The sequence below is a fragment of the Plesiomonas sp. genome (assembly GCF_051652165.1).
GTDB lineage: Bacteria > Pseudomonadota > Gammaproteobacteria > Enterobacterales > CAMTGL01 > Plesiomonas.
The window spans coordinates 247104-264430 of record NZ_JBOFTR010000016.1; the positions used below are offsets into that span (position 1 = coordinate 247104).

Annotated in this window: 14 protein-coding genes and 1 tRNA gene; 9 read left to right on the plus strand and 6 right to left on the minus strand. The window is 40.2% G+C overall.

The annotated features are described in order from the left end of the window. Positions 1 to 285 precede the first annotated feature (285 nt). The 3 genes from ACRC53_RS10755 to ACRC53_RS10765 all read left to right on the plus strand — a co-directional run bounded on the left by ACRC53_RS10755 (position 286) and on the right by ACRC53_RS10765 (position 3500). Positions 286 to 1941, plus strand: coding sequence for a phosphoethanolamine transferase (locus ACRC53_RS10755; RefSeq protein ID WP_438643405.1), 1656 nt, complete (start codon positions 286 to 288; stop codon positions 1939 to 1941). A gap of 282 nt (positions 1942 to 2223) precedes the next feature. Continuing rightward, the gene (locus ACRC53_RS10760; protein WP_438643406.1) at positions 2224 to 3147 is read left to right on the plus strand and encodes a GGDEF domain-containing response regulator; all 924 of its coding nucleotides are present in this window, start codon (positions 2224 to 2226) and stop codon (positions 3145 to 3147) included. A gap of 265 nt (positions 3148 to 3412) precedes the next feature. Next, positions 3413 to 3500 (plus strand) — tRNA-Ser (locus ACRC53_RS10765). Between the two features lie 233 nt (positions 3501 to 3733). On the opposite strand, the gene ACRC53_RS10770 is transcribed toward ACRC53_RS10765, so the two are convergent. Next, positions 3734 to 4963 (minus strand): DUF945 family protein, encoded by a 1230-nt coding sequence (locus ACRC53_RS10770; RefSeq protein WP_438643407.1) that lies wholly within the window; start codon positions 4961 to 4963, stop codon positions 3734 to 3736. Positions 4964 to 5097: 134 nt separating this feature from the next. Between ACRC53_RS10770 and ACRC53_RS10775 the strand changes: the two genes are divergently transcribed. Continuing rightward, positions 5098 to 6579, plus strand: coding sequence for a carboxypeptidase M32 (locus ACRC53_RS10775; protein ID WP_438643408.1), 1482 nt, complete (start codon positions 5098 to 5100; stop codon positions 6577 to 6579). A gap of 54 nt (positions 6580 to 6633) precedes the next feature. Here ACRC53_RS10775 and ACRC53_RS10780 read toward each other — a convergent pair whose 3' ends face one another. After that, the gene (locus tag ACRC53_RS10780; RefSeq protein ID WP_438643409.1) at positions 6634 to 7572 is read right to left on the minus strand and encodes a GGDEF domain-containing response regulator; all 939 of its coding nucleotides are present in this window, start codon (positions 7570 to 7572) and stop codon (positions 6634 to 6636) included. A 443-nt stretch (positions 7573 to 8015) separates the two neighbouring features. On the opposite strand from ACRC53_RS10780, the gene ACRC53_RS10785 reads away from it, so the two are divergent. Next, positions 8016 to 8594 (plus strand): flavodoxin family protein, encoded by a 579-nt coding sequence (locus ACRC53_RS10785; RefSeq protein WP_438643410.1) that lies wholly within the window; start codon positions 8016 to 8018, stop codon positions 8592 to 8594. 167 nt (positions 8595 to 8761) lie between these two features. Beyond that, entirely contained in the window at positions 8762 to 9244 is a 483-nt protein-coding gene (gene ybaK / locus ACRC53_RS10790; RefSeq protein WP_438643411.1) for a Cys-tRNA(Pro)/Cys-tRNA(Cys) deacylase YbaK, read from the plus strand. A 46-nt stretch (positions 9245 to 9290) separates the two neighbouring features. Here ybaK and ACRC53_RS10795 read toward each other — a convergent pair whose 3' ends face one another. Further along, on the minus strand, positions 9291 to 9467 hold the full coding sequence (locus tag ACRC53_RS10795) for a hypothetical protein (protein WP_438643412.1): 177 nt from the start codon (positions 9465 to 9467) through the stop codon (positions 9291 to 9293). A 269-nt stretch (positions 9468 to 9736) separates the two neighbouring features. On the opposite strand from ACRC53_RS10795, the gene ACRC53_RS10800 reads away from it, so the two are divergent. Continuing rightward, the gene (locus ACRC53_RS10800; protein ID WP_438643413.1) at positions 9737 to 10003 is read left to right on the plus strand and encodes a GrxA family glutaredoxin; all 267 of its coding nucleotides are present in this window, start codon (positions 9737 to 9739) and stop codon (positions 10001 to 10003) included. A 287-nt stretch (positions 10004 to 10290) separates the two neighbouring features. Here ACRC53_RS10800 and ybjM read toward each other — a convergent pair whose 3' ends face one another. Continuing rightward, entirely contained in the window at positions 10291 to 10659 is a 369-nt protein-coding gene (gene ybjM, locus ACRC53_RS10805) for an inner membrane protein YbjM (RefSeq protein ID WP_438643414.1), read from the minus strand. Between the two features lie 305 nt (positions 10660 to 10964). Here ybjM and ACRC53_RS10810 point away from each other — a divergent pair, with 305 nt between their 5' ends. Next, entirely contained in the window at positions 10965 to 12650 is a 1686-nt protein-coding gene (locus ACRC53_RS10810; RefSeq protein WP_438643415.1) for an aspartate:alanine antiporter, read from the plus strand. A 125-nt stretch (positions 12651 to 12775) separates the two neighbouring features. Here ACRC53_RS10810 and ACRC53_RS10815 read toward each other — a convergent pair whose 3' ends face one another. Both ACRC53_RS10815 and ACRC53_RS10820 read right to left on the minus strand, forming a co-directional pair. After that, positions 12776 to 15181 (minus strand): acyl-CoA dehydrogenase, encoded by a 2406-nt coding sequence (locus ACRC53_RS10815; RefSeq protein WP_438643416.1) that lies wholly within the window; start codon positions 15179 to 15181, stop codon positions 12776 to 12778. Further along, the gene (locus ACRC53_RS10820; RefSeq protein WP_438643417.1) at positions 15078 to 15791 is read right to left on the minus strand and encodes a TetR/AcrR family transcriptional regulator; all 714 of its coding nucleotides are present in this window, start codon (positions 15789 to 15791) and stop codon (positions 15078 to 15080) included. The genes ACRC53_RS10815 and ACRC53_RS10820 overlap by 104 nt, the downstream gene beginning before the upstream one ends. Before the next feature lie 507 nt (positions 15792 to 16298). Here ACRC53_RS10820 and ACRC53_RS10825 point away from each other — a divergent pair. Next, the gene (locus ACRC53_RS10825; protein WP_438643418.1) at positions 16299 to 17324 is read left to right on the plus strand and encodes a HoxN/HupN/NixA family nickel/cobalt transporter; all 1026 of its coding nucleotides are present in this window, start codon (positions 16299 to 16301) and stop codon (positions 17322 to 17324) included. Positions 17325 to 17327 lie beyond the last annotated feature (3 nt).

Below are 17327 nucleotides of genomic sequence, written 5' to 3' on the forward strand. Positions count from 1 at the left end.
AATGAGTATCACACGCCATATTTGCTACTGTTTTAATAAAATACAGAGACATCCCCTTAAAAAGCATACCTTTATAAACATTTAAACACACTTTAGTATATTTAAGTTTAAATTGACTATTACCACATTCTACTACTTTGAACTATTATACTATTAGCATAATCAGTGTAAGAATGACACCGTATCATAACATCGTGAGTTCGCACATTTGAATCTGCATACTTGGATGCATTAATTATTTTATGCATTTATTCTCTGTTTTCTGATTGGCTGTATATAAATCTAATGAATAAAAAAAAATTCTCTTTATCGTGGCAGGTTGGTGTATTTCGCCTAACCTTCCTCCTCAGCTTATATTATGCTATTGTCCTTAACTATCCTATTTATGTAAAATTCAAGCTTATTTTCCACTCTTTACCCACTGTTAATACATTTTTTGTTATTTCTATACCCTTTGTACTTCTATTTGCCATTAACTTTTTATTTAATGTATTTAACTGGAAGTTAATTTTTAAACCTTTTTTTGTTTTACTCATTCTTACATCATCTATAGTCTCTTATGCCACAACAAAATATGGCGTAATTTTTACTACAGGCATGATTCAGAATATTGTAGAAACAGATGTTAGCGAAGCTTCATCTTATTTAAATTTATCTTTTATTGCATGGTTTTTATTTTTTGGAATATTACCTTCAGTTCTTATTATAAGTGCAAAAATAAAATATCCAGATCACTGGTTAAAATCGCTGCTGTTCCGTGCATTCTCAATGATAATCTCTATAATTGCGCTACTCATTATTGGGTTTTTCTTTTATAAAGATTATGCATCAATTGGAAGAAATAACGCTGAATTAAGAAAGTATATTATTCCAAGTTATTATACAGAAAGTACTTACAAGTATATTAAAACTCGTTACTTTACAACAGATGAGCCTTATAAACAGCTCGGTACAGATGCTGTTAATACTGCAAAGCAACATGAAAACAAACCTACATTACTGGTTTTAGTTGTAGGTGAAACAGCCCGTAGCCAAAACTATCAACTCAATGGATATTCAAAACCTACTAACCAATATACCAAAGATTTAAGTGTTATTTCATTTCAACATGTTCGTTCTTGTGGTACAGCAACGGCCGTTTCCGTGCCTTGTATGTTCTCAACAATGACCAAAGATGAGTATAATGGGCAGCAAGCACATAACCAAGATGGCTTACTTGATATATTACACCATGCAGGCGTATCTTTATTATGGAAAGATAACGATGGTGGATGTAAAGGGGTCTGTGATCGCATTCCGCATGAAATGATTAAACCTTTAGCCAGTGATCCAGAGTGCAATGGTTCAACATGTTATGATGGTGTTTTCTTAGAGACATTTGATCAAGATATTAAACAATTAGAAAAAAATGGGAAAACTGACAGTGTACTCACACTCCATTTAATGGGTAGCCATGGGCCAACCTATTATTTACGCTACCCACCCTCACATCGTTATTTTGTACCAGATTGCCCTCGGAGTGATATTGAAAACTGCAGTAACGAAGCATTAGTCAATACGTATGACAACACTATTTTATATACTGATTACGTATTGTCTGAAATTATTAAAAAGCTCTCTGTATTAAGTAATCAATATAATACCGCTTTGATTTATTTATCTGATCACGGTGAATCACTCGGTGAGAATGGGTTATATTTACATGGTACACCGTACGATCTTGCACCTGCAGGGCAAACAACTATTCCATTAATCACTTGGTTATCTAATGGATTTAGTAAAGCGAAGGATTTAAATATAGACTGTCTTAAAAAGGAAGCTACTAAAAATAACTTCTCGCAAGATAATTTAATTCATTCAGTCTTAGGCATCATGGATATAAAAACAAAAGAGTACAATCCAAAATTAGATATATTCCAGACATGCCGAAACACTAAATAAACGTCAACCGTTCCTAGTAAGCCAACCTTATCTATTAAGGTTGGCTTTACTTTTTGATAAAACTCACTTTCAATAGATACTTATTCTAAGTGAGTATACTAGATGAAAAAAAATCACCTAACAGGCTATTTCGCTACTAAAAAGATGAAAACTAGTCTATATATAGATTATCTGTTTTACTTTAAAAAGTGTGCATTTCAACATTTATCATAAATAGCGCGATAACTCGCTAATCTTACTATTATTATGTCATGATAATTGATACTACAAGGCCTGACACATATGCCATTTCAAAACACGCGGTTTATACCTCGAATTTTACTGGTTGATGACTCTCGGTCTACGCTAATGTTACTGAGTACTATTTTATCAAACCAAGCTGAAATTATTGTCTCTATGGATGGGCTAACCGCTGTCAATTTAGCTCGTGAAAAACAGCCTGATCTGATTATTTTAGACATTGAAATGCCTGGTATTTGTGGCTTTGATACGTGTAAAATGCTCAAGCAAGATCCATTGACACGCGATATTACTGTTATTTTCATTACTAAATATAAAAACCCTGCAGAAGAGATCGAGGCATTAAAAAGTGGTGCTGTTGACTTCATTACAAAACCCTTCAATGCAACAGTCGTAAAAACACGGGTAAATATTCAATTAACGTTAAAAAGACAAGCGGATATGTTGCGCCAACAAGTGAATCTTGATGGATTAACTGAAGTGTATAATCGGCGCGCATTAAACAGTGATTTAGATAATGAAATTCGTCGCCATGCCAGAACAAATCAGCCATTAGGCCTAGCTTTACTTGATGTTGATCACTTTAAGCTTTACAACGACTTTTACGGCCATCTAGAGGGGGATCAGTGTCTAAAGCGGTTAGCAAACACGCTTAAATCTACAACACGTCGCGCTGCTGAAAGAGTATATCGTTATGGAGGGGAAGAGTTTGCAGTGGTCTTACCTAACACAAATGAGGATGAAATACGCAAATATGGCGATTTTTTGTGCTTAAAAGTCAGACAACAACAGTGGGCTCACAATATGTCACCAGATACAGGGAATATTGTCACGGTAAGTATCGGGGTTGTTTCACTCATACCATCAAATGAAACGGCAGAATTAATGTTAAATATGGTTGATAAAGCACTGTACCAAGCAAAAAAAACGGGAAGAAATCAAATGAAATACTGGCAAGATACTTAATCGTCGATCTATTACCAAATAAGTACTCCTTATTCCTCTTTTTATTCGATAGCTCTTATTCAATAACCCTTAATGAGTGCTCAATGTCATCAGTAAAGTTATCTCTCACTGTTATACCATTTATACAGTGCTGATACCGAACAAAAAAAGTGCAATGCGTTTACATTACAAGCAAACACCCCCTAACCTGTTGAATTAATGTACAAACGGCTGATTTTAACTTTACATCACTCACTAACATCGTTATAGTTCTCTCAACCCAAGTGGAGGAGTGGCCGAGCGGTTGAAGGCACCGGTCTTGAAAACCGGCGACGCGAAAGCGTTCGTGAGTTCGAATCTCACCTCCTCCGCCACTTTGGGTAACTTCCTTAATTACACCATTCCTAAATATTCATCTCTATTTAAATCTCAATAATTTCTCTAAAAAAATCAATTTCTTGTTTTATACTGCATCCAATATATTGCTCTGCATTGCTCTATTTTTATTGATAAAATCGATAAAAAAACGCACCTCAGTATGTATTTATACTTTCAGGTGCGTCGGTCACTCTTTTTTAAGTATTGCTAGAAAAAGCATGCGTAGTAATTAGAATAACTGTGTCACTTCATGACCATTAACCGATAGCATGCCATCGTGAATCGTAGCTGAAGTATGAAGTTTTCCATCAGATTGTGTTACCCAGCCCTGACTAGAAAACTGTAATAACATCAATAGCATCTGCGGTTGCTTCATAAAGACTTTTTCATCAACGCTTAATTGTGTATCTGCCGTCAGTGGTAATAATAGCGCATCCCAGTTAGTAGGAGCGGTACGATCAGCAGGCAGTTGCATCACACCTTTGCCATCAAGAGCTCCTTCACCAATTTTAGCATTGAGTTTATTAATCGAAAGCTTTACGCCTTTTCCTAATAGTTCAAGCAATAGCGTTTGTGCCTGCGTCTCTGTTATTTCATTTTTACTTGCCATGCGCTGTAAAACTTGCTTATTTAACCCAGTGACTGTGGTATTGAGTACCACATCATTCACTGCAAAATGGGTCGGTTTTTTCAGCTCATATTTCCCAAGCACAACATCTAAATTGAAATCAAGGTTATCACCATTATTTTTTTGATCTGTGAGCACTTGTATATCACTTGCAGACATCTGGCCTTGTGGTGTTTGGCTATTCACTGACTTAATCGTAATTGTATTTGTACCAAACCATAAGCCATCGCGCTCTTGTTGTGATGCTTGTGCATTTATTGCACCAACCGTAAATATTGTACCTTCTGCACTTGCTAACTCTCCCCCCTGCCATTGGCTATTCCATGCTAATGTTGACTGCTGTGGATTAAATGTCACTGAACCCGACGCAGGCTGCAATGTAATATGGTTACCACCATCTTTTGCATTCACTAATCCTAAAAAGAATTGACTATTCACATCGCCACCTAATGTATAAGAGGTATGCATAGTCAATGGCAGTGGCTTACCACTTAGTTTTTCAATTTCTGCAACAATACCTTCAGACTGCAAATGTGTATCAGCTTGAATATGTAACGGCCACAGTGTTACCGCACTCTCAGCCGTCAGCTCAACAGGTTCAACTTGACCACCCTCTGTAGGAGACGCTGTCGAGATCCATTTTACATCAATATTTCGGCTAAATAATGAGCGTTCCGTTTCTGTAATTATGACGGATTTATTTCCCTGTAATTGTGTTTTGATCTGCGCTAATTGCTGATCAAATACGTGCGCGGTGTAATATTGAAGGCCCCCCGCAACTGCAATTGCAGCTAGACTTAGCCCGATCACAGTTCCCTTTACATTTGCCATTATGCTCTATCCTCAAGGGTTGCTTAATGTGTTATACCATAGCATGATTTTATCTTGTATTAAGCCTCTGCGTGCGTTTAAGCACGGGCTGCTACTTTGTTTGAGCTGGCTTAAAATTGAAAGGAATAACAATAATGACAACAGCATATCAGAATGTTGAAGCGGTATTTTCCCGCCTACACAAGTTTGCTCATCTCAATGCCATATGCAGTTGGGATCAACACACTATGATGCCCAATCAAGGGAATACTGCGCGCTCTGAAGCATTGGCCGAACTGAATGTACTTATACATGAAACCCTTACAGCCCCTCAAGTTCACGAATGGCTCACACGTGCCGAGCAGGAAACATTAACCACCACGCAACGTGCAAATGTACGAGAAATGCGCCGAAATTGGTTAGCAGCATCGGTATTGCCGGCTAAATTGGTTGAGAAAAAATCATTAGTGGGAGCTCGCTGTGAACATGCATGGCGTACTCAGCGTCCTGCCAATGATTGGCGAGGTTTTGCTACTCATCTCAAAGAGGTGGTTAAATTTTCCCGTGAAGAAGCATGTATTCGGGCTGATGCAACAGGAAAATCTCGCTACGATGCTCTGCTTGACCTCTATGAACCTGGTATGACTAGCCAGCAATTAGATCTGATTTTTGGCAATCTGAAACAGTGGCTACCCACGCTGTTACAACAGATTTTAGAAAAACAAACACAACACTCTATTATCATGCCACAAGGCCCATTCAATCTACAGGATCAGCGTGAAATAGGTTTAAAAATCATGCAATTACTGGAATTTGATTTTAATTCTGGCCGTGTTGATATCAGTGCTCATCCATTTTGTGGCGGTGTACCTGAAGATGTGCGAATAACAACGCGGTATTCAGAAAGTGATTTTCTTCCGGCATTGATGGGGATTATTCACGAAACCGGCCATGCACGGTATGAGCAAAACTTGCCACGTCATTTATTAGGTCAGCCAGTTGCCCAAGCGCGTTCAACGGCGATCCATGAATCACAAAGTTTGTTATTCGAAATGCAACTCGCGCGCTCACCTGCATTTTTAAACTATATTTTGCCATTGGTACAACAACATTTTGGTGATCAAGCCGCTTTTGTTCGTGATAATTTTTTAGCCTTAACAACACATGTGAAACAAAGTTTTATCCGTGTAGATGCTGATGAAGTCAGCTACCCTGCACACATCATATTGCGCTACGAAATAGAGCGAGCATTAATTGAAGGGGATATTGAGGTCAATGATATTCCTGCTCTATGGGATGAAAAAATGCAAGCGTATCTAGGATTAAGTACCGCAGGTAATTTTCGTGATGGCTGTATGCAAGATATCCATTGGACTGATGGATCTTTTGGCTACTTTCCAACGTATAGCCTTGGTGCAATGTATGCAGCACAGCTCTTCCATCATGCACAACTTGCATGCCCGGAGTTAGAAACTCAAATTGCTAATGGCGATTTAAGTGCACTGTTTGGCTGGCTTCATCAAAAAATTTGGCAACAGGGTAGCTATTACCCAACCGATGAGTTAATCCAACAAGCTACGGGGGAAACGCTCAATCCACGTTATTTCCGCCAACATCTTGAACAACGTTATTTATAATCACATGTCTTAATACAATAAGTAAGTATGGGGAAAAGTAGCGATAAATTGCACCTATTTTTCCTCTGAATGTTCAATATGCGTATAACTTGCAGATTGGTTTCGCCCATGTGTCTTGGCGTAATACAGTGCTTGATCAGCATGTGCAATCAACATCTCTACCGATATGCCGGTATGCATTGTTGTGGCGATCCCAACACTAATTGTAACATACGGTGATGTTTTCGAGCTAACATGGGGTAATTGCAGTGCTCTTATTTGTTCACATAGCCATTGCCCATATTCATGTAGAGCCTCAAGGGTCATAGTAGGTAAAATAATCGCGAACTCTTCACCACCATAACGGCACACCATATCTCCTGCACGTCTAGCACTTTGCTGTAAACAGTGCGCTATTGCTTTAAGACATTGATCTCCGGCTAAATGGCCATAATTATCGTTATAGGCCTTAAAATGATCTACGTCGATCATCACTAATCCTAATGGTTGTTGGCTACGGCAATGCCGAGGCAGCTCAACAGACAGACGATTATCAAACGCACGACGGTTATATAACCCCGTTAAACCATCAAGATTCACTAATTGCCTGAGTTGATCAGATAAACGCTTTAGCTTTAACTGAGTACTCACACGCGCACGAATAATTGCTGCATGATAAGGCTTATAAATAAAATCAACTGCGCCTACGGCTAATCCTTCAACTTCTTTATAAGGATCATGCGTACCTGTGACAAAAATAATTGGAATATCTTGTGTTAAAGGGTCTGATTGCAGTTGTTGGCAGACATCTATTCCACTTTGCTCTGGCATTTCAATATCTAACAAAATGATATCAGGAATCGATTCTCTGGAAAATAAGAGCGCCTGTTCACCATTACTTGCATGCATAATTTGCCCAAAGCTCTTCAAAATTGAGGCTAAAAGTAAACGAGATGCACGTGAATCATCAACAAGAAGCAGTAATGGCTGCCGTAATTCGCTCTCAGAATCCATGATGTTTTATCCTATACGACAAAAAAGTATCTGCTTATAATTAATATCGCTTATCTTAAACTCAATCATTCACACCAAGTGATACAAAATAGGGAAAATAGACACTACTGCTCAATAATAACAATAAGTTATATTAATGCACTCTTTTTCATCCTGTAATTTACAATATTAACATGCGCAGTGTTATACATTTCCTTGCAATTTATAAGTGTTATTCACTGCCATTTTAGCGTTTTATTTTATATAGCGTAAATAGAAAAGATGATTTTACGCGTTAATATATATCCACATACATTTTATTTTTTTCTATAAAGCAATGAACGGTGTTAACGCTCAAACAATATTGATTCACAAACAGGCTTTTTATTATCTTGTGCTAATGTTTATGCTGTATGAATTGCCCTTTTATTCAACAACATAATAACTGCAATCAGGAGTAACTTATGTGTAAAATTGCCATCGTGTATCACAGTGGATATGGTCATACTCAAAAGCAAGCTGAAGCCGTATTTGCAGGCCTAAACTCAGTACAAGGTGTTCATGCTGCACTGTATCAAATTGATAGTCAGGGCGATCTACCCGACGCTATATTCAGTCAGCTAGAAGAGGCTGATGCGATTATTTTTGGCTCACCTACGTATATGGGAATGGCATCATGGCAATTTAAAAAATTTGCAGATACCAGCTCTCGCCCGTGGTTTGCGCAAAAGTGGAAAGATAAAATTGCTGCCGGATTTACTAACTCCGCCACAATAAATGGCGATAAACACTCGACATTGCACTATCTTTTTACCCTTGCTATGCAACACAGTATGATCTGGGTTGGCACAGGGCTAATGCCTTCAAACACTAAAACGGCAGATCGTAACGATGTTAACTATCTAGGCGCATTTGCAGGTGCAATGGCACAATCCCCTGCAGATGCCAGCCCAGAAGAAGGGCCACTACCTGGCGATCTCAAAACAGCCCGTTTATTTGGGCAACGTATTGCTGAAGTGACACTCAAATGGCGTGGCCAATAAACGTTTAAACTGTGTACACAACATCAGGTGGTATCATTGGAATATTATGCCTACATATATTTTTGATGTGGGCATTTTTAGTAAAAAACACGCCTAACAAGAAAATTACAACACATTAAAATGCGACAAATTTATACTGTATATTTACGATTTGAATAGGTTAACTCATGACACCAGCCGTTGTTCTATTAAAAAAACAGCATATTGCGTTTGAATTATACCCCTACGAGCATGATCCTAATAACACACATTTTGGTGAAGAGGCGGCAACATTGCTGGGTATAGATCCTCAACGTGTCTATAAAACATTGCTTGTGTGCCTCAACGGGGATGCAAAGAATTTGGCAGTAGCCATTGTCTCTGTTGCGGGTATGCTGGATTTAAAAAAAGTGGCTAAAGCATTAGGTGCAAAAAAAGCAGAGATGGCTGATGTTGCTATTGCACAGCGAACAACAGGCTACTTAGTAGGTGGAATTAGCCCTTTAGGCCAAAAAAAACAATTACCCACTGTACTTGATAGTGGTGCTGAGTTATTTACCACAATTTTAGTTTCAGGTGGCAAACGTGGTTTAGATATTGAGTTAGCACCGCATGATTTACTGCATGTATTAAATGGAAAATCAGCAGATATCGCTAAAGATGATGAGTAATGTTATATCATACAGCACACACTCTAGGCTTATAAGGCAATCAACGCTAACGCTGTGTGCGCACAACTGGATCACCACGCCCAGTAGACTCAGCGATATATTCAGATTGCAACTGAAATGTGCTAACAGACTCTTTATTATGCGGGTGCAGATTCATACTCCACGAGGCAAATGCTGCCATTGGTAAAGCAACTAGCATTAACGCGATCAGTGAATCCTTCATTAAGCCTCCTTCTTATTGTTAATAACGATGAATGTATGCATTTACTGTTATCAACAAGCTAATAAGTTATAACTCACACCAATTAATAGGTAAAAACTATTAAATTAACAGGTATGCTCCATTTTATTAAACTTTTGTACACTGGCATAGTACTAAAAGTAGGCTTTAGTCTTATTTTTAGTTTGTGCTTTTTTAAATGTAAAATACACTTAATTTTTCATTAAAACGTTACGTTGGTGTGGCTTTTTAGCCATAATACAGGAGTATGTATGTTTGTCGTGATTTTTGGTCGTCCAGGTTGTCCTTACTGTGTCCGCGCAAAAGAGCTGGCTGAAAAACTAAGTACAGAACGTGACGATTTCCGCTTCCGTTATATTGATATCCATGCTGAAGGGATCTCAAAAGAAGATCTGGAAAAAACGGTTGGAAAACCTGTTACTACTGTTCCACAAATTTTTATTGATCAAGAACATATTGGTGGATGTACAGATTTTGAAGCCTACGCAAAAGAGCATTTAAACTTGTATAGCGAATAAGTTAATATTGTACTGTTATTGCATATATAAAACACAACAGCTCAATATATATAACACTGTGTGTTTATACTGTGTAGCGTAAATATCAGAATAATAGAAAGAGAGAAGATAAACAGCCTATCTTCTCTTTTTTATATCTCTTCTCTTATTTCTCTTCTCTTACCTCTCTTTTTCTATCTCTTGGTGATCGTTTATCTATGCTCTTCTATACTGATTTTTTATACTTACAACTCAGCTGTGTTATTTAACATAACCGTCTAAGTGACCAAAATAGGAAAAGTTACCTATTATGAATGATCTTTTTCTTTACAAAACTGTAAAACACGTAAACCAAAGATAGAGAGCAAAGCCCCTAAACCACACCAAAATACAGCACCCAAAAAATAGACAATCATTTCAATAACACATATATAGGAAGAGAATGTTGTCCAACGAATAAGAGTGCACACTGGTAAAGCCAATAGCGTACCTAACAGTGTATGCTCTAAACCCTCACGCGGCATAAGATAAGCAGACAGCATGCCAGGGATCATGAAAAAAAGAAGCCCTGTATGCCCTGATGTTTGCTTAAGTGGCGACAACACGCCTTGAAAGAAAAAAATAATACAAAATAGCGTGCTACTCATAATAGCAGTACGCCAATTCCACTTTTGCATACGTCGACTCCCTTCGACACTTTTCGGCTAATTCTACCGATAACACACAATGCATCTAATTAGAAAATCATTAAATGGTGTAATACATCAAGACTTATAGCAAATAAGTAGGCAATTCAAAAAAGTTAGATGTAAAATATGATATGTACATAATGTTTATCAGTATATTGAAATTATATCGTCAAATAATTTCATCATTTTTAAAACATTACGTTTACATTTATAGGTCTATTTTCTTGTATCGGTAAATATATTATTTTGCTAATATGTATTTCGTCACTTAATTTGACAACAGAATTAACATTGTGAATATCGACGTATCAGCATTGCTCAATGGAAATGACATTCTGCTTTTGTTTGTCGTACTCGCTCTCGGACTATGTCTGGGCAAGCTACGTTTGGGATCGCTCCAACTAGGTAACTCAATTGGCGTACTGGTTGTCTCTTTACTGCTCGGACAGATGCACTTTACGCTAAATGCTGAAGCTCTTAGTCTAGGTTTTATGTTATTCATTTTTTGCGTAGGCATTGAAGCTGGGCCAAACTTTTTTGCAATTTTCTTTCGTGATGGTAAAAACTACCTACTGCTAGCACTCATCTTAGTCATAAGTGCACTTTGTATCGCTTTTAGTTTAGGCCGATGGCTTGGCTGGGATATTGGGTTAACAGCGGGGTTGTTAGCGGGCTCGATGACCTCTACTCCAGTACTTGTTGGTGCACGAGAGTCTCTACTCAGTGGCTCGCACAATATTGCCAACCCGGAGTTAGTACAAACGGCATTGAGTAATTTAAGTTTAGGCTATGCACTCACTTACCTCGTTGGCTTAGTCAGCTTGATCCTTGCTGCGCGATATCTGCCTAAATTACAGCGGCAAGATTTGGTCACCAGTGCACAAGAAATTGCCCGTGAACGCGGTTTAGATCCAGATAGCCAACGCAAAGTGTATCTGCCAATTATCCGAGCTTATCGCGTTGGCCCTGAATTGGTGGATTGGAGTGGCGGTAAAAACTTGCGCGAACTGGGCATTTATCGTCAAACTGGTTGCTATATCGAGCGTATTCGTCGTAACGGTATTTTAGCCAGCCCAGATGGTGATGCTGTATTACAAATTGGTGATGAAATAGCCTTGGTGGGGTATCCTGATAGCCATGCACGCCTTGACCCCAGTTTTCGTGAAGGGAAAGAGGTATTTGACCGCGATCTTCTTGATTTGCATGTTGTTACCGAAGAAATCGTCGTAAAAAATGATAGTGTTGTCGGTAAGCGCCTTTCGCACCTACGGTTAACTGATCAGGGTTGTTTTTTGAACCGCATCGTTCGTAGCCAAATCGAGATGCCTATTGACGATACTATCGTGCTCAATAAAGGCGATGTTTTACATGTCAGCGGCGATGCCAGACGAGTACGTGGGTTAGCCGATCGCGTCGGATTTATCTCAATTCATAGCCAAGTGGCCGATCTGCTGGCATTTTGCAGCTTCTTTATCATTGGTCTGATGGTCGGCCAAGTCACCTTCCAGTTTAGCCAGTTCAGTTTCAGCTTTGGTAATGCTGCTGGTCTGCTATTTTCCGGTATTATGCTCGGCTTTTTACGCGCCAACCACCCTACGTTCGGTTACGTGCCGCAAGGAGCGTTGACCATGACCAAAGAGTTTGGGTTAATGGTTTTTATGGTTGGTGTTGGCTTAAGTGCAGGCAGTGGTTTGAATAATGAAGTGGACAATATCGGGTTACAGATGATTTTAGGTGGCTTATTAGTCAGCCTTGGGCCAGTTATTATCGCTTATTTATTCGGCGCTTATATCCTAAAAATGAACCGTGCTATGCTATTTGGTGCAATTATGGGAGCCCGTACATTGGCACCGGCTATGGAAGTGATTAACTCACTCTCGCGCAGTAATATTCCGGCGCTAGGCTATGCGGGTACCTATGCCATTGCTAATGTGCTATTAACGCTGGCAGGTTCGCTGATTGTGGTCTTTTGGCATTGATATTCAAGGTGTTAAGATTACACTGCGGTTGATATATCAGCATTAAGTCATCGGCTAAATAAGTAAAAATAAAAGCCCCTCTTTCGATGGGCTTTTTTTATCTCTACAACGTCAGTAAATTACGGTTATGCTGCCTCTTCACGTTCGGCACGTGCCGGATTAGGGTGCGGACCATCAACATGATTTACCTGTACCGCACGACTGCGCAGTTCATCCGCTTCACGCATTTGCTTCGCTTCTGCATCATTAATCACCCCTTTTTGCAGACCGGCAGTGATTAATGCCTCTAATGCCACTTTACGTGGTAATGCGCCTGAACGCTGCGCTTCAGCTAATTTCTTCTCAATACCACGTGCGGCATACATCGCCTGAAACGCCGATTCAACAATATTAATGGCTTCATCAGCCGCCTGACCGACAAAACATAACTTCGTTAAACGATCACGCTGCGCACCTGGGATCATAATCAACTTAGCGATGGTCAGCGCAATGTCATCACTCACCGGTTTGTAGCTCACACCGTATGGGAATACTGCCGTACGCAGTAATCTTGCCACCACTCGGTTCGGGAAGTTCTGGAAGAAGCTGTCAAAAGCTTTACCACACTCGTACAGGCAATATTGCAAGCCGTATTCTGCCAGCGGCAGATCCTCTTTCAAGCGCCCCTCTTGCTCATAACGCTTCAGCACTGCGGAGGCCAGATACAGATTACTCAACACATCACCGAGCCGTGCTGAAAGCATCTCTTTACGCTTCAAATCACCACCCAGCACCAACATCGCCATATCTGCGGTTAATGCCAGCGCACGGCTCATACGGCTAAGCTGTTTGTAGTAACTTTTCAGCGGGCTGGCATCCGGTGCAGCGCTAAATTTACCTGCGGTAATCCCCTGCCAGAATGTTGAGAAAAAGTTACTAACACCAAACCCAATATGTTTAAACAGCAGATCATCAAAAGCCTGCAGCCCTGCTGCTTCATCTGGATTTGCCGCAGCTTCCATCTCGCCTAATACAAACGGGTGACAGCGCGTTGCGCCTTGCCCGAAAATCATCAGGTTACGTGTTAGAATATTTGCGCCTTCAACGGTAATCGCAACCGGAATACCAAAATAGTGGTGCCCCAGATAGTTCATTTCACCCAGTTGAATCGCCCGCCCTGCATGCACATCCATCGAATCATTCAGCAGCTTACGGCCAATTTCTGTCATGTGATATTTTGCTATCGCGGTAACAATACCTGGGGTTTCACCAGTATCAAGTGCCGTGGTTGTCAGCGTGCGTGATGCCTCTAGCAGATAAGTCAGTCCACCAATCCGCCCCATCGCATCGCCAACACCTTCGAAGCGCCCGATAGACATACCAAACTGTTTACGCACATACGAATATGCGCCGGTCGTACGGGTTGTTAAGTGGCCAATAGCCGTACCCAGTGCCGGCAGAGAAATACCGCGTCCGGCAGAGAGGCACTCAACCAGCATACGCCAGCCTTTACCCGCATACTCCGCCCCGCCGATAATCCAATCTAGCGGGATAAAAACATCTTTACCCCATGTTGGGCCATTCATAAAAGCCAAATTCATCGGGATATGGCGAGCACCCACCTCTACACCTAGATGATGAGTTGGGATCAGTGCACAAGTAATGCCAATATCCTCTTTATCACCCAATAAGCCATCAGGATCATGCAGCTTAAATGCCAGCCCTAACACGGTAGCCACCGGCGCAAGTGTAATGTAACGCTTGTTCCAGTTTAACCGGATACCCAACACATCACGGCCCTCATGCTGGCCACGGCATACCACACCTTTATCAGGGATACTGCCTGCATCGGAGCCCGCTTCTGGGCCCGTTAATGCAAAACAGGGGATCTCGCGGCCATCTGCCAAACGAGGTAACCAGTGCTGTTTTTGCGCATCTGTACCATAATGAGATAACAGCTCACCGGGGCCTAAAGAGTTAGGTACCATAACCGTCACCGCGGCAGTAGTACTTTTACTGGCAATTTTAGTGACAATCGTGGAGTTAGCTAAAGCACTAAATGCGCGTCCACCGAACTCTTTACCAATAATTAACGAAAAAAAACGCTCTTGTTTAAGGTAATCCCACACTGTTTTTGGTAAGTCATGAAGCTCATGCACAATTTGGTAGTCATCGAGCATATTTAGCAGAGTTTCAACCTGATTATCCATAAACGCTTGTTCTTCTGCGGTTAACCTCGGTTTTGGCAATGCATGCAGCTTATTCCAGTTTGGTTTTCCACAAAACAGATCGCCTTCCCACCACACCGTACCGGCTTCCATTGCCTCGCGCTCTGTTGCTGAAAGAGGCGGCAAAATTTGCTTAAATACCTTAAACGCTGGGCCTGAAAGATAACGCTGGCGCAGAGTATTCATGATGTTCATCCTTATCACAGGTATTAGGGTAGGTTTAACCAATATTTCTAGCGACAGCTTTACACACTGGTTGATGTCGTTGGGCGATGTCTGTGTGATAGCCCGGCTCTGAGTGATAACTTGGCGCAGCAACACCACCGGCTAAATAAGGAATAATTTTGTCAAAAAGATCACTTATCTGAATCTGCTGGCCAAAATCAGAGAGTGCAATTTCGCGTAACGCCACATTTGAAAGCATCGCAAAGACTACTGTGCCTAGCGTAAAGTGTAAGCGCCAAAATAGCTCTGCATCATTAAGCTCAGGGTTAGCTCGTTTTACTGCAACAGTAAAAAGAGATAACGTATTGCCATACCGAGTAGTGATAAACCAACGCAAATGCCCCTGAACATCGGTATAACCACGTCCAAGCAGTTGAATAAATAAGGTTGCACCTTCAGGACGCAACGCTGTAAGTTGCAGTAATGGGGCTTTAAATGCTTGAAATACTTTATCTAACTTAGGCTTTTCTTCCGTATCAAGCACTTTTTGCAATGCCTTTGCTACTGCAGGCATAAAAACATCAAGATAGCGTTCCAGCACTGCCCGAATCAGCTCTTTTTTCGAACCAAAATGGTAATTTACTGACGCTAAGTTGACATCGGCTTCTGCAGTAATTGTGCGCAATGATGTATCGTTAAAACCCTGCTCGGCAAATAATCGTTCGGCCGCATCAAGGATGCGTGCTTTGGTGTCAGGTTTGGCGATCATTATCATACACCCATATTAAACAGATGTTTGAAATGTACATCTTGTTAACATTCCAGTCAATGTTTAGATACATATATCTGACAAAAAAATTCTTTTTTCTGTCATCATAAAAGTAGCTCTTCGCCTAACAAATAAAATAACGCGCTTTAAAACACTCAAAACTGAGTAAAATCAATATAATCAGCTAAGATCTCGCAATAACAAAGAGTGAACAAGCAAGCTAAATCTATTGAATATCTATATTTGAAAAAAATTTTTACATTAAGAATGAAACTTACTGATAAATACACAGTCTCAATTATTGCCACTGCTTTTTCTTTAATACCCTCTAAACTAGAAGGTAACCCGATAACGGTACAGCGTTTCTCGTTATCGGGAGTTTTTCCTTTCAAATCTAAAAATGCTGGCTATTTTACGCCGATTTTATGGTATCCCTATCACGAAAATATTAGACTTATGTTGTCTATGGATTTTGATAAATCCATTAATTTAATATTGGAAATAAAGATGACACTTAGTAACATATTGCGTCAGCAGACGCGAGCTTCACTGCTTATTCTCGTTTTGATACTGGCAAATATGTTGGCGTGGTGCTGGGCATGGATAGAGTTTGGAGACAATGGCGCGCTAATGGCTGCAAGTTTACTGGCTTGGGGTTATGGCCTACGCCATGCTGTTGATGCCGATCATATTGCCGCAATAGATAATGTTACCCGTAAGATGATGCAACAGGGAAAACGCCCATTCGGTGTTGGCGTATTCTTTTCATTAGGGCACTCTACTATTGTCGTTCTTGCTTCAGCCGCTATAGCTGCTACTGCAACAACCTTTAGCCAACATATGGATTGGTTTCATAATACAGGCGGTATTATCGGTACAGCTATTTCTGCTATTTTTTTGTTAGCCATGGCCTTTATTAACTTCGTTATCTTGCGCAGTACTTGGCGCAGCTTTCAAGCGTTAAAACAAGGTAAGCCATTTAACGAAAATTTAGCTGCCAGCGGCGGTATCATGAGTTTAATATTTGCCAAAACATTTCGCCTTGTCAATAAAAGCTGGCATATGTATATGGTAGGTTTTTTATTCGGATTAGGGTTTGATACCGCAACAGAAATCGGTGTTCTTGGGCTCTCTACTGCTGGTGCATCTCATGGAATGTCTATTTGGTCTATTATGATCTTCCCTGCTCTTTTTGCTTCAGGTATGGCTCTAGTCGACACAATAGATAATGTGTTAATGGTCGGTGCATATAACTGGGCATTTAATAAACCCCAGCGAAAGCTGTATTACAATATAACAATCACTGCAGCATCCGTGATTGTGGCACTTTTTATTGGCGGGTTAGAAGCATTAGGCTTGCTAATGGATCAGTTATCACTGAGCGGTGGTATATGGGATATCATTGGTAAACTCAATGATCATCTAGGTAATGCTGGCTTTATGATTATTGGCCTATTTGTATTATGTTGGGTAGTTTCTATTCTCAATTATCGCTGGCGTGGATACGATTCACTGGAAATAAAATCTTCATGATAC